An 18,997-nucleotide genomic window follows, 5' to 3' on the forward strand; every position below is an offset into this window, starting at 1 on the left:
GTATTACTACATAAAAAATATGAAAGTAAAAAATAAAATTAGAGATGATTTCATCAAAAATATTTTTTTCTTGTATTACTTTTAATATAAGTCAGTCATCGTCATCAAAAAAAATTATTAATTATTTTATGTATACATCGATTTATTAAGGAAAAAAAAGAGTTAGTATTTTTAATAAAAACAATATTATTTATTCATCTATAGAAAAACCTAATATTTTTAAGTCTTTCCAAAAATTAGGATATGATTTTTCAACAACATTTGGATCCTCTATTTGTAAAAAAGAAGAGGATAAACTCCATGGAGAAAAAGACATAGCCATTCTATGATCTTGATAAGTTTTTATCCTTATGAAGGAATTAATTTTTATTCTATAAAAATCTGTTATTTCTAAACAAGAATCCGTAATATTTGTCATCACTCCAAATTTAATTAATTCTTCTTTTAATGCTTGTAATCTATCTGTTTCTTTGATTTTTAATGTTTCTAATCCTTTTAAATTACATTTAATTCCAGTCACTGCACAAGTAACAACAATAGTTTGTGCAAGATCTGGAGTTTTATTTAAATCCAATTCAATAAATTTTGGTCTAATAAAATTAGACTTTTTTTTTAACGTTATCCTATTTTGATCAAATACAGTAGTTATTCCAAAATATTTATCATATATAGAAGAAACTTCTCTATCTCCTTGTAAACTATTATCCTTATTATGATAATAAGATAAATTAATATGACTACTTTCTGCTATAGCGGACATAGAATAATAGTAAGAAGCGGAACTCCAATCGGATTCTACATTAAAAAACTTCTTTCCATTATCTTTAAATGGATAAATATGGATTATATTTCCTTTCCAAAAGGCTTTTATTCCTGATAAAATCAGTAAATTAAAAGTCATTTTTATATATGGAATAGATGTAATATTTCCTTTAAGAAAAATTTTAAGTCCTTTTTTAAATTTACTAGCTACCAACATTAAAGAACTAATATACTGACTACTCATTGTTGCTTCTATATCTATTTCTCCTCCTAAAATGTTTTTACCAAAAATTTTTATAGGAGGATACCCCTCTTTTTCTAGATATCCAATTTTGGATCCTATCTTTTTTAGAGCTTCTACAAGAATAGAAATAGGACGTTGTTTCATTCTATTGGATCCTGTTAATATAACTTCTTTTCCATCTTGTATAGAAAAATATGAAGTAAGAAATCGCATAGCAGTTCCAGCATGATGAATATCTAATATAGGAGAAGTGCTGACTAAACTTTTTTTTAATACTTGTGTATCTTCACAATTAGAAAGATTTTCAATATAAATATCATTTTTATAAAGATACTTTAAGATCAAAAGTCTATTAGATATACTTTTAGAGCCAGTAATAGATATGGATCCGTATAAATGTTTTTGTTTTTTATAAATATTAATATAGGAAGACATATTTTATTTTAATTTTTCATTTTCATGGTGTCTTGCATGATCTCTTATTTCTTTTTTCTTTAATTTTTTATAAAAGGATTCTTCTAAATCAATTCCAGTTTGATTTGCTAAACAAATTATAATAAACAAAACATCTGACAACTCTTCCCCAAGATCTTCATTATTGTTTTTATCATTTTTTTTTTTGGATTGTTCTCCATAATTTCTAGCAATAATTCTAGATACTTCTCCTACTTCTTCTGATAAAAGTATAGTATTAGTCAATACGTTGAAATAACGTATTCCATGATTATTAATCCAATCATGAACTAACTTTTGGATGTTTTTAATTATCAAATTTTATTTTTTAGTAATTTTTGTATATGATGAATAATAGTATCGCGATCTATATTATATTTTTTTAAAAGTTCCATAGGTTTTCCGCTTTCTCCAAAAATATCATTTACGGCTACTAAACTTTGAGGAACAAAACATTTTTTAGTAGTAAGTATTCTTGCAATACTTTCTCCTAACCCACCCCAATAATTGTGTTCTTCTGCAGTAACAATGCATTTCGTTTTATTAACGGATTTTAAAATGGTTTCCTCATCTAATGGTTTAATAGTATGAATATTAATGACTTCACATTCTATTCCTTTATTATTATACAATATTTTAGATGCTTCTAAAGATTCCCATACTAAATGTCCTGTGCTAACAATAGTGATGTCTTTTCCCTCTGTTAAAACTACTGCTTTTCCTATTTCAAATACTTGATTTTCATCCGTAAAATTAGCTACTGCAGGACGTCCAAAACGTAAATATACTGGACCAAAATAATTAGATATAGCTAAAGTAGCTGCATAAGTTTGATTATAATCACAAGTATTAATAACAGTCATTCCAGGTAACATTTTCATCATTCCTATATCTTCTAAACTTTGATGTGTAGCTCCATCTTCTCCAAGAGTTAATCCAGAATGAGATCCGCATATTTTTACATTTTTATAAGAATATGCAATAGATTGACGTATTTGATCATACACACGAGATGTAGCAAAATTAGCAAATGTTCCAGCAAATGGAATAAATTTTCCAATACTAAGTCCAGCAGCTATTCCTATCATATTAGACTCTGCTATTCCTATTTGGAAAAACCTTTCCGGAAATTTTTTAGAAAAAGAATTCATAAATAGAGAAGTGGTAAGATCCGCACATAAAGCGACTACTTTTTTATTTATTTCCCCCAATAAGAATAAAGCTTTTCCAAATCCTGCCCTAGTTTCTTTTAATCCTTTATTTTCATATATTTTCATATTAAAGTTTTTTATAATGGATAGTCTCCTAAATAAGTTTCAGGAAGTTGGGATAGTGCTTTTTCTAATTCTTCTTGATTAGGAGATTTTCCATGCCATGTGTTATTTCCTTCCATAAAATCTACTCCATATCCCATTTTAGTATATAATATAATTAAAACAGGTTTATTTTTACCAGTTTCATTTTTTGCCTTCCTTAAAACATTAATAACTTTGTTAATATTATTTCCTTCTAACTCTTCAATCACTTTCCAATCAAAAGATTGAAATTTTTTTTTCAAATCTCCAAGAGGTAATACTTCATCAGTCGTTCCATCTATTTGTTGTCCATTATAATCTATAGTGGCTATATAATTATCTATGTTTCTAGATCCAGCATATAAAGCGGCTTCCCAAATTTGACCTTCATTCAATTCTCCATCTCCATGTAAACTATAAATAATAGTATCAAATTCCTTATTTAATTTTTTTGATAAAGCGGCTCCAATAGCAACAGACATTCCTTGTCCTAGAGATCCAGAAGAAATTCGTATTCCGGGCAACTTTCCATGTATAGAAGGATGACCTTGTAAACGAGAATTTAATTTTCTAAAAGTAGATAATTCTTTTACAGAAAAAAAACCAGAACGAGATAATATACTATAATAAACAGGTGAAATATGACCGTTAGATAAGAAAAAAAGATCTTCTCCTTCTCCATCCATGGTGAATTTTTTTGGATTAAAATGCATTATTTCTTGATATAAACTTACGAAATATTCCGTACATCCTAAAGATCCACCAGGATGTCCAGATTTTGCATCATGAACCATGCGTAAAATATCTCTCCTTACTTGAACACATAAATCTTTTAAACGTCCATTCATATTTCAATTTTTTGTTTGTATATTTTTTATCATTACTACTTAACAAAAATAAGAATTAATTATGAGTATTCTAAATAGAAAAGCTAGATTTAACTATCATTTTATAGAATATTATATAGCTGGTATACAACTTCTTGGAACGGAAATAAAATCTATAAGACAAAATAAAGTAAATATTATGGATAGTTTTTGCCAAATGAAATATGGAGAATTATATTCTATTAATATGTACATATCTGAATACCAATTTGGGACAAATTGTAATCATTTAAGTAGAAGAGAAAGAAAATTATTATTAAATAAAAAAGAATTAATAAAAATAGAAAAGAAATTGAAGAAAACTGGATTAACTATCATTCCTATAGAATTATTTATTAATAATAAAGGATATGCAAAAATGAAAATAGCTTTAGCAAAGGGAAAAAAAATGTACGATAAACGTGAATATTTACGAAAAAAAGATTTTTCTAAGGAAATAAAACGGTTTATTCAATTCAAAAATTGTATTTAATTTATTAAATTTATTAAATTTGTTGAGATTCAAAGAAATTATAGTTTTATGAAAAACGTCAATTTTTTTATTATTGCTTTATTCGCTTTTTTTTCATCTGTTTTTTCTCAAGATTCGAAAGAAAAAGAAAAGTGGTTAATCCGAATAGGAGCTCATGATATAAATTATTATCCTATCAAATCTCCTTTTAAAGATTTTTTTATAAAAGATAACAATAGTTTTAATCCTATCATATCTAATATAGAATTAGAACATAACATAAAAAAACATATAGGATTATATTTAGATGCATCAGTGGGGATGGTAGATAATAACAGATGGAAAATAGAAAATATTTTTTTTGTCAAATTAACTCCGGGAATAAACTTATATATTTTTCCGAATTCTAAGTTCGATCCCTATTTACGATTAGGAGGAGGTTTTCATAAATTTAATGGTTATCAAGATAGAGAATTAAGAATATCAGAAACGAAATATTTTAAAACAAATAGAAATAAATTTTTTATATTAGATGGTGGATTAGGGGTAAACTTTTGGATTGTTTCTAATTTTGGATTAAATATTCAAAGTACTTATAATCAAGTTTTTGCATATCAATCATCAGATTTTTTGAATTTTTGGAAACATAATATAGGAGTAGTTTTTCGTTTTGGAAATTTAAAATTTTTAAAATATAAAAACAACGATCGTGTTTCTATTCCATCAACAGTAGGAGTAGAAGAAGAGAAAAATAAAAAAATAGAAGTAGAAAATAAAAAAGAAGATAAAAATTTTACGGAAAATAAAATCTGTTGTCAAGAAAATTTAGATCAGGATCACGATGGAGTTTTAGATAAAGAAGACTTATGTCCCAACCAATTTGGATTAAAAAAATTCAGAGGATGTCCTGATACAGATTTAGATAATATTCCAGATAATGAAGATCAATGTCCTAAAAAATTTGGAAAAAAAGAGAACCAAGGATGCCCTGATGTTGCTTTTCGTCCTATTTTATTTGATAAAGGTCGTTTTTCATTGTCTAATCATTTTTTAAATGTTTTGGATCAAATTGCTGAAATGATGATCAACGGTTTTCCTTCTTACAAATTTTATATAGATGGATATACAGCTTTTCATGGAAAGAATTCTAAAACATTATCTATAAAAAGAGCAAATGTCGTTTTTGAAGCTCTAGTATCTAGAGGAGTAGATCCTTCTAGAATAGAAATTAGAGGATTTGGAGCAGGAAAAAAGAATAAGAAGAAAAAAGGAAAAGGACGACGTGTTGAAATTACAATTAAAAAATAATAAAAAACCTCTTTAAGAGGTTTTTTTATTCGCATAAAAGGATACATATATACTTATTTGATAAAGAATAAGAAATGGAATTAAGACCACTATTGTACTAAAGATATCTCCAGGAGTGATAGCTGAAGCTATAATTAACATAATCATAAAAGCATGTCTTCTGTATTTTATTAAAAAGGAACAAGAAATTAATTCCATTCTAGTAAGAAAAAATATGAAAAATGGTAATAAAAAAATAATTCCCATAGATAGTACGGAATGTATAATCAAAAAAATGTAATCCGATAAATCAAATATATTTTTTGGAAAATGACTGATTTTAAAAGAATATCCAAAATGAATTAAAAATGGACATACAAAAAAATAACCAAATAAAATTCCTGATATAAATAAAAGAGTGACCATTATAAATATGCTTACGGTATGTTTTTTTTCTTTATCCGAAAGAGCAGGTTTAATAAATTTCCAAAATTCATAAAAAATATAAGGAAAGGATAATATAAATCCTCCTATAAAACAAGTCCATATATAAACATGGAATTGTCCAAATATTTGTCTATTTTGTATTTCCAAATTATGAGATAAAAAAGAGATGGAATTAAAACGATTCCCTAAAAAGGAATTTGCTAATTTATAAAATAAACGATAAGTAATGAAATTTGTTTTTGCAGGACCAAAAATAATATAATCAAATATAATGTTTTTATTATTCATTAAAATAATCATTGCAATTATAATTGCACAAAAACAATGAATTATATGTTTTCTCAGTTCCTCAAAATGTTTCCAAAATGGAATTTTACTTTCGTTCATCCATAAAAATTGATAATTTTTAGATATATATTTATATTTTTTTTGAATATAAAATTAAAGAAAAATGAAATGTGGAATTATTGGTCTTCCCAATACAGGAAAATCAACATTTTTTAATCTGATTTCTAATTCTAAAGCTTTATCAGAAAATTTTCCTTTTTGTACCATAGAGCCCAATTATGGGATTACAAAAGTTCCAGATCCAAGATTATCCCAAATAAGTCAAATCATTCAACCCATAAAAATTATACCATCTCAAATAAAAATAGTAGATATTGCTGGATTAATTAAAGGTTCTCATAAAGGAGATGGATTAGGTAATCAATTTTTATCTCAAATACGTGAAACAAATATTATCATTCATATGATACGATTATTTAAAGATATCAGTGTTCTACATGTAGAAGGATCTATAAATCCTATTAGAGATAAAGAAATTATTGATATGGAATTACAGTTAAAAGATCTAGAAACAATAGATAATCGATTAGAAAAAATCACTAAAAAAAATAAAATAGATGAATCCATAAGTATTTTGAAAAAAGTTTCTTCTTTTTTAAAAGAAGGAAAAAATATACGAATGTATCCCTTCAAAAATCATGAAAAAAAACATATCAATAATTTGAATCTATTAACAATTAAACCTGTTATTTATGTATGTAATGTAGATGAAAAATTAAGTTTGAACGATAATTCACACATAAAAAATATAAAAAAAATAGCAAAAATGGAAAATTCTATTTTTATAGTTTTATCTTTAAAAAAAGATCGTTATGGAATTGATAAGGTTATTAAAAACGCCTATAAATTATTGAATTTACAAAGTTTTTTTACAATAGGAAAAAAAGAAGTACGGTCTTGGTCTATTCCTAATCCATGTACCGCTATAGAAGCCGCTTCTGTTATTCATACAGATTTAAAAAAAGGATTTATAAAAGCAGAAATCATCCATTACAATGATTTTATCAAATATAGATCAGAAGAAAAAGTAAAAAAATCAGGAAAAATTTTTTTGGCAGGAAAAAATTATTTAATCCAAGATGGAGACATTATTCATTTTCGATTTTATCGATGATTAATTTAGAATTATTAATTTCGTATAAAGTTTCAAAAATTAATAATATAGCACTTTCTACATCTTTTTTATGGACCATTTCTACTGTAGTATGCATGTATTTCATAGGAATGGATATTAAAGCCGATGATACTCCTTTATTGGAATAGGCAAAAGCATCTGTATCTGTTCCTGTATCCCTGGATGAAACTAAACGCTGAAAACGTATTTTTTTATTATTAGCGGTATTAATAATCAATTCTCTAATGTTTTTTTGTATCGAAGGGGCATATCCAATAACAGGACCTAATCCACATTTAATATCACCTTGTATTTTTTTATCGATCATAGGACTAGAAGTATCGTGAGTCACGTCTGTAACAATAGCCATATTAGGCTGAATAGTTTGAGCAATCATCTTAGCTCCTCTTAGTCCCACTTCTTCTTGAACTGAATTTACTATATATAATCCAAATTTTAAATTTATATTATTTTCCACAATCATTTTTGCAACTTCTGCAATAATAAAACCTCCTATTTTATTGTCTAATGCTCTAGATACAAAATAATCGTGATTCATAAGTAAAAATTTATCGGGGTAAGTAATTATACATCCCACATGAACCCCCAAATTCATGGCTTCCGTTTTACTAGAAACACCAATATCAACAAATATATTATCTACATTAGGATGTTTTTCTTCCGAAGATTTCCTCGTATGAATAGCTGGCCATCCAAATACTCCATATACAAATCCTTTATCTGTATGAATAATAACCCTTTTAGATGGTGTAATTAGATGATCTGATCCTCCATTACGAGATACATAGATAAGTCCATTCTCATTAATATAATTTACATACCAAGATATTTCGTCAGCATGAGCTTCAATAATTAATTTATATGAAAAATTAGGATTAATGATCCCTACTGCTGTTCCATATAAATCAGTTTGAATTTTCGTTACATAAGAATTAATATAATTTATCCATATTTTTTGTCCTTCACTTTCTGCTCCTGTTGGAGAAAATCCGTTTAGATATTTTTCAAGAAACTTTAAAGAACTTCTATTGATTGAATAATTATTATTATTTTTCATAATTTTAAATAAAAACGCATCCTCGGAATATGAATCCTACAGATCCAGTTAAATAAATATTTTTATATTCATTACTCGTTTTTATAAATGAAACGAATAATTTTCCACCTAATGTATTAACTAAAATTTCTTTTTGATCACTATTAGAAATCTTATTTGTTTCACATGCAGCAATTACAGAAGCTGTAACTCCTGTCCCACAAGATAAAGTTTCTTTCTCTACCCCTCTTTCATAAGTACGAACTTGTAATATGTTTTTATCAACTATTTCTACAAAATTAACATTTACTCCTTCTTTCAAATAAGAATTTTGAAATCTAATTTTTCTACCTTCTTGATATACGTTTATTTTATTTACTTTTTTTATAAAAACTATATGATGAGGAGAACCCGTATTTAAAAAAACATGTTTTGGATAAATTTCTATTATATCTTTTTTTATATCTATTAAATTAATGGAAACAACTCTTTCTCTTTTTATAAATCCATAATGAAATCCATCTATAGCTCTAAAATAAGTTTGATTTATTCTTTTTTTTGGAATTTCTAATGTTTTTGCAAAAAAAATAGCACATCTTCCTCCATTCCCACACATTGTACTTTCTTTTCCATCAGAATTATAATATTTCATATAAAAATCACTTTTAGAATCATTTTGAATTAAAATAATTCCATCTGATCCAATTCCAAAATGTCTATCACATAATTTTTTAAATAAAAAAGGATCTTCTTTAACTATTTGTTCTCTAGAATCTATTAATATAAAATCATTTCCTGTTCCTTGATATTTAAAAAAATCCAATTTCATAGCAACTAAATTAACATTATTTTTTGAATAAAGCTATGAATTTATATATTTGTAAATATGAAGAAAATAAGAATAGTTTTTTATATTGTACTTAGTAGTATTATGAGTTCAATTATAACCATAGCGGCATATAAACAATACACTAAAGAAGAACCTTTTCTTTTTCCATATACAAATTCTTTAATAAAAGGAAAAACAAAGTTAACCTCTTCCCCTTATTTAGTTGGTTCTTCTGGACTTCCTGATTTTACCAGGGTAGTTGCAAAAACAATACATACAGTAGTTAATGTAAAAAACTATTCAAAAAAATATTATAGTAATCAATTTGATCCATTTGATTTCTTTTTTGGATTTCCGGATGACTTCGAAAATAGAGGAAAAAAATATCCAAAAAATGATAGTCCTGGTCTCCATGGATCAGGAGTCATCATTTCTCCTGATGGATATATAGTAACCAATAATCATGTTATCAGAGATGCCGAAAAAATTGAAATCACTCTAAGTGATCAGAGAACTTATAGAGCTAAGTTAATAGGAACAGATTCTAGTACGGATATAGCATTGTTGAAAATAAATGAAAAAAATTTACCTTTTATTTATTTTTCAGATTCTAATAAAGTTCAAGTAGGTGAGTGGGTTTTAGCGATAGGGAATCCTTTTGATTTAAATTCTACTGTAACAGCAGGGATTATCAGTGCAAAAAATAGGAATTTAGGAATATTAAGAGGAGAAACCCAGTCTGCTATTGAATCTTTTTTTCAAACAGATGCAGCAGTAAATCCTGGAAATAGTGGAGGCGCTTTGTTAAATACAAATGGGGAATTAATTGGAATTAATACAGCTATATCTTCATCTTCCGGAAACTTTATAGGATATAGTTTCGCCGCACCTTCTAATCTAGTAGCAAAAGTAGTCCAAGATATTAGAAAATATGGAACAGTACAACGCGCTTTTTTAGGAGTTAAAGGAATGGATCTTTCTAAAACTGAATATTTAAAAGATTATAATAGGGAAACCCATCAGAATATAAAACCTCAAACAGGATTTTTGATAGGAGAAGTATTTGATAAAAGCGGAGCTGCAGATGCAGGAATAAAAAAAGGAGATATCATAAAAAATATAGACGGACAGACAATACAAAATATTGCAGATTTGTCATTTATTGTTGGAACAAAACATCCAGGAGACAAAGTAAAAATGAATATTATTCGTAATGGACATAAAAAAACTTTTATTGTTCTTCTAAAAGATATACAAGGAAGAACAAAAATAAGAACTAGAGAGGAAATTCTTCCATCTGAGCTATTAGGAGCCTCATTTGAGACACTTAGTTTAGAGTACAAAAAAGATTTTGGGGTTGATTATGGAATTAGAATAAAAAAAATAAGAATAGGTCGTTTAAGTTCTATAGGAATGGAAGAAGGGGACATCATTTTATCTATTAATGGAGAAAAAATGAAAAAGCCCAATGATGTAGATCGTGTTTTAAAAAAATATTCTGGAGATGTTACTATTAAATATATTAAACAAAATGGACAAGTGTATATAGTAGGATTTGAAATGAATTAATTTTTTTAAATTATTTATTTCTTCTAATCCAATAAAATAAACATGTAACAATTCCAAAAATAATATTGGGAAACCAAATAGATAAAAAAGAAGGTATATAGTTTTTAGAAGAATATATTTTTGCAATTTCTATAAAAAAAATATAGAAAAATGCTAATATAAATCCTATGATAATATTATAACCAATTTCTCCTTTTCTTTTTTCTGAAGAAATAGAAAATCCTAAGATAGTAAATATAAAAGTGGAAAAAGGTAAACTTGTTCTCTGGTAATATTCATTTAAATATATATTTACATTTTGATTTCTTTTTTTTCTTTCTATAAAATTTTTAAGTTCATTAATGTTCATAGTTTCTGCTACATATTCTTCTGGTAGAAGATCTTCAGGACTCATTGGTAATTTTTTTAACTTGTAAGTTCCTTTAATCAAAAAATCATAATTATTATTGATTATAGTTTCCTTATAATCGTAAAATATGTATATTTTATTTTTTTTGTACCAAAAAATATTTCTAGATTTTAGAACATATACTAAACGATATCCATTAAATTTTTGATAGACACATTCTTTTCCTACATTTTTTTTTCTATCAAAATTTCGAATAAAAATATATTCATTTTTTGAAATTTGACTATTAATAGTTTGATTTTTTTCATATTTATTTTTATATCTTGAACTTAATAAGTATTGATAATGAAATTGATTTTTTTTTTATTAGCTATAGGTAAAAAATAATAATTTATTAATAAAGCTATTATTCCTATTATGAAAGCAGATATAAAATAAGGAAAAATTAATCTATTGAAACTAACTCCATTTGATAAAATAGCTGTAATTTCTGAATTCTTTGTTAATTTAGATGTAAAAAAAATAACAGATAAAAAAACGGAAATAGGAGAAAAAGTATTGGCTAACCATATAGACCAATATGGATAATAAAAAATTAAAGCCTCTTTAATGGATCCTTGATTACTTTCTAAACGATGCATACGTTGTGATACGTCTATCACAATAGATAATAATTGTATTGATATTGTAATAAATAGGAAAGTAAAGATAATATTACGAATAATATAACGATCAATAATTTTCATAAACGTTCTTTTAATAGAGGAATTAACGATTTTTTCCAAGGTAAAAAATTATTTTGCAAAATATGAATTCTTGCTTGTTTAATTAAATTAGAGTAAAAAGAAAGATTATGTATTGAAGTTATTTCTTTTGCTGAATTATCTCTGGATAAAAAAAGATGTCTTACATAGGCTTTAGTATACGATCTATCAACATAAGAATTTCCAAATTCATCTAAACAAGAAAAATCGGTTTTCCATTTTTTATTTTTTATATTCATAGTTCCTTTCCATGTAAATAACATTCCATGACGTCCATTTCTTGTAGGAATTACGCAATCAAACATGTCTATTCCAAGAGATATTCCTTCTAAAATATCTACAGGATTTCCTACCCCCATTAAATATCTAGGTTTTTTTTTAGGTAAAATATCTGTTAATAAATCAGTTATCTTATAGGTTGTTTCTTTATTTTCTCCCAAACTTAATCCCCCTATAGCATATCCTTCAACTTCTAACAACAATATTTTTTCTGCAGAATAAATTCTTAAATCCGGATAAATACTTCCTTGTATAATAGGAAAAAAACTTTGCTTATAATTATATTTTTCTGGTTTTTTTTGTAAAAACGAATAACATTTTTTTAACCAACGATGTGTTTTTTTTATAGATTTTTTAGCTTCTTGATAACTACAGGGAAAAGGGGGACAATCATCAAAAGCCATAATAATATCTCCTCCTATAAAACGTTGAATATTCATAGAAATTTCTGGAGAAAAGAAATGATAAGATCCATTTATAATAGATTGAAATAAAACTCCATCTTCACTAATTTTATTTAATTTTCTCATAGAAAAAATTTGATAACCTCCACTATCTGTGAGAATAGACTTTTTCCAATTCATAAAAGAATGAATCCCACCTGCTTGATGTATGACTTCAATTCCTGGCTGTAAATGTAAATGATAGGTATTTCCAAGAATAATTTTTGATAATTTATGTAATTCATGGATAGAAACCGATTTTACATATCCTTTTGAGGCTACTGGCATAAAAATAGGAGTTTCTATTCTACCATGATCTGTTTCTATAATTCCGGCTCTTGCTTTGGAAAATAGATCGGTTTTGATCAAATCAAATTTCATGTAAAAAAAATTTTATTTAAAATTATAATATTATATGTAACATATAACATATAGAATATAATTTTGCTATTATCATGGATAATATAGAAAAAAATGGATTTTAATAACTATTTTTACCATCATCGTCCGGTTTTATTAAAAGAAAGTATAGAAAATTTGATCACAGATAAAAATGGAATTTATGTGGACGCTACCTTTGGTGGAGGTGGACATTCTAATGCTATTTTAAAAAAATTAAACAAAAGAGGAACTTTAATTGCCTTGGATCAGGATAAGGAATCCATAAAAAATAACCTGATTAAAGATGAACGATTTCATCTATTTCACAATAATTTTATTCATATACAAGATATTTTAAATAAAAATTATATTGAAAAAGTATCAGGAATATTAGTAGATTTAGGAGTCTCATCTTTACAAATAGATAATCCTAAAAGAGGTTTTTCTTACCGATGGAATTGTATTTTAGACATGAGAATGAATCAAGAATCTTGGTATTCTGCTAGGAATGTTCTTAATGAATGTTCTAAAAAAGAATTATTTCATATATTTCGTGAATATGGAGAATTTAAAAATGCAAAAAATATTGCAGAAAAAATATTAAAAAAACGTTTAAAAAAACAAATTACAACTACATTAGATTTAATAAATCTTTTTTTTATTAAGAGATCCTTTAAAAAAAAAAGGTTTTTTTCTAGACTATTTCAGTCTATACGAATAAAAGTTAATAATGAAATAAATCTTTTCAAATATTTTTTACTGGAATCTTCGAAAATTATTTTACCAAAAGGGAGAATCGCTATTATTTCATATCATTCTATAGAAGATAGAATAACAAAATATTTCTTTAAAAAAGGAGTTATAGAAAATCAAATAAATTTTGAAATTCTTCCATTTAAAATGATACATAAAAAAGTAATTAAACCCACCCTTCAAGAAATTATAAATAATCCAAGATCTAGAAGCGCTAAATTAAGAATAGCGGAAAAAACTACACAATAACTAATAATAAATAACTATAAAAATTAAAAGAGAAATAGGGATGAAAACATATATTAAAGATATCCTTAAAGGAAAATTTTTAGTAAAAGAAGATGCTTATCGTAGTTGGAATTTTATTTTTTTTCTTACTATGTTATCTTTAATTAGTATTACTAGTTCACATATAATGGATAGAAAAATAAGAAAAATAACCCAAATTAGTGAAGAAATTAAAGAATTAAAATCTGAATATGCATATATTCATAGTAAATGTATGCAAATGCAACTCGCTTCTTTTTTAAAAAAAAAATTAGTTCATAGATTGAAATATGTAGAGGAACCTCCGTATGAATTAATTTTAGATAAAGAAGATATATCTTAAAAAAAAAGAATAAAAATCAAAAATGAAACAAGAAGAAAGATATCCATTATTATATAAATCTTACTTAGTTGGTTTTTTATTCATTTTTATTGCAACACTAATTATTTTTAATTTATTCTATATTCAAAATTATTCAGAAAAATATAAAAAAAACGTTGTAGAAAAAACAATTAGAACAAACTTAATTAAAGCTAAACGTGGAAATATTTATGCTTCAGATAATAGTATCTTAGCTATGTCTATTATAAAATATAACATACACGTTGATTTTATATCTATATCTGAAAAATTATATCAAGAAAATATTGACTCTTTATGTCATTATTTAGATATTTTATTTAATAAACCAAGATTTTTTTTCTATAAAAAATTTAAATACGAGAAACAAAAAGGAAATAGATATTTCTTGTTAGCAAAGAATTTAGATTATCCACATTTTAAAATATTACGAAATTTACCAATTTTTAACAAAGGACAAATAAAAGGTGGTTTTATTGTAGAAAAAAAAATATGTAGAGTGCATCCTATAGAAAATATAGGAAAAAGAACATTAGGATATGATGATCATAGAGGAAAAGTAGGATTAGAAGGAGCCTTTAGTAAATATTTAAAAGGAAAAGATGGAAAAAGATTAGAACAACGTATTAGTTCTAAAATATGGAAACCATTGAAATTTGAAAATGAAGTAGATCCAGAAGATGGAAAAGACGTTTTTTCTACCATAGATATATATTTACAAGATATAGCTTATCATGCATTAATTCAAGAATTATACCAGTCTAAAGCTCATCATGGATGTGTTGTACTTATGGATGTAAAAAGTGGAGAAATTCCTGCTATGATTAATCTAGAAAGAACCAAAAAAAATACTTATGAAGATTTAAGAAACTTTGCAGTATGGGAAGGAAACGAACCAGGATCAACATTCAAAACCATGTCTATTCTTGCCGCTCTAGAAGATAAAAAAATAGATATAGACATGATTGTAAATACTAAAGGTGGAGTCCTGTATTTTAAAGGAAAAAAAATACGTGATTGTCATTATAATGGATATGTAGAAATGAATATAAAACAGATTTTAGAATTATCTTCTAATGTAGGTGTAGCAAAAATTATTTATGATAATTATAAAGAAAATCCAAAAAAATTTATAGAATATTTGTCTAAATGGAAATTAGATCATAAAATAGGAATAGATATTCCAGGAGAAAGTATGCCTTTGATTCCTAAACCAGGAAAAAAAAATTGGAGTAGTATGACGTTACCATGGATGACTTTTGGATATAACATTAAAATGACCCCTTTACAAATACTTACTTTTTATAATGCTATAGCAAATAAAGGTAAAATGATTAAACCTTTATTTATTAGAAAAATAAAACATCATGGAAAAAATATAAAAAAATACACAAAACCTATTATTATGAATTCATCGATAGCTGGAGCTTCTTCTTTAAAAAAAATTCAAAGTATGTTAGAAGGGGTTGTTAAAAATGGAACAGCTAAAAAATATTATCATCCAGAATATCCTTATGCAGGAAAAACAGGAACAACACAATTGGATTATTGGATAAAAAAAAAAAATATATCTTATAATAGTTCTTTTGTAGGATATTTTCCTGCTAAAAATCCGAAATATTCTTGCATTGTCGTTATTTCAAAACCAAAAATAGGATATTATGGAATTGAGGTAGCAGCCCCTGTATTTGATAAAATAGCTAAATCTATTTATCCAATAATAGAAACAAAAAAAATAGTTATTAATAAAAAGAAAGATAACAAAGAAAATTTATTAAAAAAAATTATAAAATCACAAAACTTTCTTTGGAAAAAAAAATGGATTATGCCTAATGTAATATCTGTTCCTGGAAAAGAAATCATTCCTTTATTAGAAAATAGAGGCTTTGATATACGATATAAAGGAATAGGAAAAGTTATTGATCAGTCTGTAAAACCAGGAAATAAATTGAAAAAAAATCAGATTATATTTCTTAAACTAGAAGAATGAAAAAAAGATTAGAAGATCTTTTAAAAGAAGTACAAGTGTTAGAAATAATAGGAAAAAATACTTCTAAAAAAATTATAGAAGGAATTTCTATTACTTCTAAAAGTATCCGAAAAAATTATATTTTTTTTTCTAAAAAATGGAAAAAAAAAGATAAACATAAATTTGTTACAGATGCTATAACGAAAGGTTCTAATACTATAGTTTGTGAAAAAAAACCAATTTTAATTCATAAAGAAATCGTCTATATAATTGTTCCAGATTCCATGGAAGCTCTAGGAATCATTAGTTCTAATTTTTATGATCATCCTACAAAAAAAATAAAATTAGTAGGAATTACAGGAACAAATGGTAAAACCTCTGTAGCCACTATTCTTTATCAATTATTTTCTAGGATGGGAGAAAAAAGTGTTCTTATTTCTACTATGGGGATTAAAATATTATCTAAAAAATATTCTACTAACCATACAACACCGGATGTTATTGAAATTAATAAGTATTTAAATAAATCAATTAAAAAAGGATGCCGATATGCTTTTATGGAAGTTAGTTCACATGGAATACATCAAAAAAGAATTTCAGGATTATTCTTTCAAGTAGGAGTTTTTACTAATATAACTCATGATCATTTAGACTATCATAGATCTTTTGATCATTATCTATCTACAAAAAGATTTTTTTTTGAAAATTTGTCTAAAAAATCTTTTGCATTAATTAATTCCGATGATAAAAATTCGCGTAAGATTATAAAAAATATTTTAGCTAAAACTTATTTCTATGGAATAAAAAAAAATGCAAATTTTCAAATTAAAATTTTGAAAAAAAATATTAATGGAAATCAATTATTAATCGATGGATATCAACTTTTTACTAATTTAATAGGAGAATTTAATGTTTCTAATCTATTAGCTAGTTACGCGACCTCTATTATACTAGGAAAAAAAAAAGATGAAATTATAAATAAAATAAAGAAAATAAAACCTATAAAAGGCCGTTTTGAACAATTCATGAGTCCTTCAGGAATTCGTATTATTGTGGATTATGCTCATAATCCAGATGGATTAAGAACTATTTTAAATACCTTAAAAAAAATAAAAAAAAATGAAGGAAAATTAATTTGTGTCATAGGTTGTGGAGGGAACAGAGATATAAAAAAACGTTCTTTAATGGGAAAAATAGTTTATGAAACGTGTGATAGATCTATTTTTACATCCGATAATCCTAGAGAGGAGGATGTAGAAAAGATATTAGGAGATATGAAAAATTTTAAATCATCTATCAAAAAAGAATCTATTTTAACTATTGTTAACCGAAAAGAAGCTATTAAAACTGCAATTCAAATTGCAAAAAAAAAAGATGTTATTCTGATTGCTGGAAAAGGACACGAAAATTATCAAGAAATAAAAGGGAAAAAGTATCCCTTTAATGATATGAAGATCACTAAACATTTATTAAAAAATTTGTGATATACTAAAAAATGAAAGGAAATGATTATTCATATTTTGAAAAATGTAATGATTCTTAATCTATATTTTTCTATCAATATAAATTCTGTTTTTTTCAGATCTGTGATTGCTTTTTTTTTATCATTTTTTCTATCTTTATTTCTTTATAAAAAAATTATATGTTGGAATAAAAAAAATAGTGTTATAGGAGAACACATACGTGATTTAGGACTCCTTGGACAAAAAGAAAAAGAAGGGACTCCAACAATGGGTGGAATTATAATGATACTTTCTACATTAATTTCTACAATTATTTTTTCTTCTTTGAATAATATATATGTTATCATATTGATTATTACTATGTTATTTATGGGAGGGTTAGGTTTTTTAGATGATTTTATTAAGATAAAATACAATAAAAAAGGGCTTAGTATAATGGGTAAAATATTAGGTCAAATTCTATTAGGATTTTTTATTGGAAGCATTATGTCTTTTAATACTTCTATTTTTTTATCTAAAAAAGAAGATGGGTTTAAAACTACGATTCCCATTTTTTATACATATCATCATAATAATCAAAAGGAATTTGATTATGCTAGTATTTTAAGTTGGTATAATAAAGAATGGAAAAAATACGCATGGGGAGTTTCGATCCCTATATTCATGATAATCATCATATTTTTCTCTAATGGAGCTAATATAACTGATGGAATTGACGGGTTAACAGCTGGAATTTCTTCTATTATTTTTTCTACCTTATCTTTATTATCTATAATTTCTAGTAGTAAAATATATTCATCTTATTTTCATTTAATTTATATTCCTAATATAGAAGAAATTCTTATATTTTCTTTTTCATTTTTAGGAACTTTGATAAGTTTTCTTTGGTATAATACCTATCCTTCTCAAATTTTCATGGGGGATACTGGTAGCCTAACTATAGGAGGAGTTATAGCTATATTAGCTATTATAAACAGAAAAGAATTGACATTACCTATTTTAGGTGGAATTTTTTTTATAGAAAATATTTCTGTTATAATACAAGTATTGTATTTTAGATATTATAAAAAAAAGTATGGGATAGAAAAACGAATTTTTCTTATGGCACCTTTACATCATCATTTTCAAAAACTAGGATATCATGAAAATAAAATTTTTTACCGTTTTATGATTATTCAAATTATGCTTTCTATATTATTAGTATTTATTTTATTAGTAAAATAAA

The 18,997-nt window shown here is 25.3% G+C and carries 19 protein-coding genes; 9 read left to right on the plus strand and 10 right to left on the minus strand.

The genetic code is table 11. The features are described from left to right. Positions 1-190 precede the first annotated feature (190 nt). Genes H0H63_RS01170 through H0H63_RS01185 form a run of 4 tightly spaced genes read right to left on the minus strand, consistent with a single transcriptional unit; the run spans position 191 to position 3,602 of the window. On the minus strand, positions 191-1,441 hold the full coding sequence (locus H0H63_RS01170; RefSeq protein WP_185858725.1) for a 3-phosphoshikimate 1-carboxyvinyltransferase: 1,251 nt from the start codon (positions 1,439-1,441) through the stop codon (positions 191-193). A gap of 3 nt (positions 1,442-1,444) precedes the next feature. Further along, complete coding sequence (locus tag H0H63_RS01175) at positions 1,445-1,777, minus strand: nucleotide pyrophosphohydrolase (protein ID WP_185858726.1); 333 nt, start codon at positions 1,775-1,777, stop codon at positions 1,445-1,447. After that, a complete protein-coding gene (locus H0H63_RS01180) occupies positions 1,774-2,736 on the minus strand; it encodes a transketolase family protein (RefSeq protein ID WP_185858727.1) in 963 nt (320 codons plus the stop codon). Before H0H63_RS01180 ends, H0H63_RS01175 begins: the two co-directional genes overlap by 4 nt. Before the next feature lie 11 nt (positions 2,737-2,747). Then, positions 2,748-3,602 carry a transketolase gene (locus tag H0H63_RS01185; RefSeq protein ID WP_185858728.1) on the minus strand — a complete coding sequence of 285 codons (855 nt, stop codon included), beginning with the start codon at positions 3,600-3,602 and terminating at the stop codon, positions 2,748-2,750. Positions 3,603-3,663: 61 nt separating this feature from the next. On the opposite strand from H0H63_RS01185, the gene smpB reads away from it, so the two are divergent. Both smpB and H0H63_RS01195 read left to right on the plus strand, forming a co-directional pair. Continuing rightward, positions 3,664-4,113, plus strand: a complete 450-nt coding sequence (smpB, locus tag H0H63_RS01190; RefSeq protein ID WP_185858729.1) for an SsrA-binding protein SmpB — start codon at positions 3,664-3,666, stop codon at positions 4,111-4,113. A gap of 48 nt (positions 4,114-4,161) precedes the next feature. Then, positions 4,162-5,400 (plus strand): OmpA family protein, encoded by a 1,239-nt coding sequence (locus H0H63_RS01195; protein WP_185858730.1) that lies wholly within the window; start codon positions 4,162-4,164, stop codon positions 5,398-5,400. Between the two features lie 12 nt (positions 5,401-5,412). Here H0H63_RS01195 and tatC read toward each other — a convergent pair whose 3' ends face one another. Continuing rightward, the gene (gene tatC, locus H0H63_RS01200; protein WP_185858731.1) at positions 5,413-6,213 is read right to left on the minus strand and encodes a twin-arginine translocase subunit TatC; all 801 of its coding nucleotides are present in this window, start codon (positions 6,211-6,213) and stop codon (positions 5,413-5,415) included. 64 nt (positions 6,214-6,277) lie between these two features. Between tatC and H0H63_RS01205 the strand changes: the two genes are divergently transcribed. Beyond that, on the plus strand, positions 6,278-7,288 hold the full coding sequence (locus H0H63_RS01205; RefSeq protein ID WP_185858732.1) for a redox-regulated ATPase YchF: 1,011 nt from the start codon (positions 6,278-6,280) through the stop codon (positions 7,286-7,288). Here the strand turns inward: H0H63_RS01205 and H0H63_RS01210 are convergent. Then, positions 7,263-8,366: a zinc-binding metallopeptidase family protein gene (locus H0H63_RS01210; protein ID WP_185858733.1), complete on the minus strand. Its 1,104-nt coding sequence runs from the start codon at positions 8,364-8,366 to the stop codon at positions 7,263-7,265. The genes H0H63_RS01205 and H0H63_RS01210 overlap by 26 nt on opposite strands. A 4-nt stretch (positions 8,367-8,370) precedes the next feature. Further along, a complete protein-coding gene (gene dapF / locus H0H63_RS01215; RefSeq protein WP_185858734.1) occupies positions 8,371-9,174 on the minus strand; it encodes a diaminopimelate epimerase in 804 nt (267 codons plus the stop codon). Between the two features lie 57 nt (positions 9,175-9,231). Between dapF and H0H63_RS01220 the strand changes: the two genes are divergently transcribed. Next, the gene (locus H0H63_RS01220) at positions 9,232-10,743 is read left to right on the plus strand and encodes a trypsin-like peptidase domain-containing protein (protein WP_185858735.1); all 1,512 of its coding nucleotides are present in this window, start codon (positions 9,232-9,234) and stop codon (positions 10,741-10,743) included. Between the two features lie 10 nt (positions 10,744-10,753). Here H0H63_RS01220 and H0H63_RS03090 read toward each other — a convergent pair whose 3' ends face one another. From H0H63_RS03090 to tgt, 3 genes are read right to left on the minus strand one after another with little or no spacing between them, the layout of a single operon-like run. Then, the gene (locus H0H63_RS03090) at positions 10,754-11,383 is read right to left on the minus strand and encodes an LptF/LptG family permease (protein ID WP_317168052.1); all 630 of its coding nucleotides are present in this window, start codon (positions 11,381-11,383) and stop codon (positions 10,754-10,756) included. A gap of 38 nt (positions 11,384-11,421) precedes the next feature. Beyond that, a complete protein-coding gene (locus H0H63_RS03095; RefSeq protein ID WP_262887193.1) occupies positions 11,422-11,838 on the minus strand; it encodes an LptF/LptG family permease in 417 nt (138 codons plus the stop codon). Further along, a complete protein-coding gene (gene tgt / locus H0H63_RS01230; RefSeq protein WP_185858736.1) occupies positions 11,835-12,959 on the minus strand; it encodes a tRNA guanosine(34) transglycosylase Tgt in 1,125 nt (374 codons plus the stop codon). Before tgt ends, H0H63_RS03095 begins: the two co-directional genes overlap by 4 nt. 93 nt (positions 12,960-13,052) lie before the next feature. Here tgt and rsmH point away from each other — a divergent pair, with 93 nt between their 5' ends. Genes rsmH through mraY form a run of 5 tightly spaced genes read left to right on the plus strand, consistent with a single transcriptional unit; the run spans position 13,053 to position 18,996 of the window. Next, positions 13,053-13,961 carry a 16S rRNA (cytosine(1402)-N(4))-methyltransferase RsmH gene (gene rsmH, locus H0H63_RS01235; RefSeq protein ID WP_185858737.1) on the plus strand — a complete coding sequence of 303 codons (909 nt, stop codon included), beginning with the start codon at positions 13,053-13,055 and terminating at the stop codon, positions 13,959-13,961. Positions 13,962-14,001: 40 nt separating this feature from the next. Beyond that, a complete protein-coding gene (locus tag H0H63_RS01240) occupies positions 14,002-14,322 on the plus strand; it encodes an FtsL-like putative cell division protein (RefSeq protein ID WP_185858738.1) in 321 nt (106 codons plus the stop codon). Between the two features lie 22 nt (positions 14,323-14,344). After that, complete coding sequence (locus H0H63_RS01245) at positions 14,345-16,330, plus strand: penicillin-binding protein (RefSeq protein ID WP_185858739.1); 1,986 nt, start codon at positions 14,345-14,347, stop codon at positions 16,328-16,330. Beyond that, positions 16,327-17,793 (plus strand): UDP-N-acetylmuramoyl-L-alanyl-D-glutamate--2,6-diaminopimelate ligase, encoded by a 1,467-nt coding sequence (locus tag H0H63_RS01250; RefSeq protein WP_185858740.1) that lies wholly within the window; start codon positions 16,327-16,329, stop codon positions 17,791-17,793. The genes H0H63_RS01245 and H0H63_RS01250 overlap by 4 nt, the downstream gene beginning before the upstream one ends. A gap of 21 nt (positions 17,794-17,814) precedes the next feature. Further along, complete coding sequence (gene mraY / locus H0H63_RS01255; RefSeq protein ID WP_185858741.1) at positions 17,815-18,996, plus strand: phospho-N-acetylmuramoyl-pentapeptide-transferase; 1,182 nt, start codon at positions 17,815-17,817, stop codon at positions 18,994-18,996. Position 18,997: the final 1 nt, after the last annotated feature.

This window comes from Blattabacterium cuenoti (assembly GCF_014251655.1).
Taxonomy (GTDB): Bacteria; Bacteroidota; Bacteroidia; order Flavobacteriales; family Blattabacteriaceae; genus Blattabacterium; species Blattabacterium cuenoti_I.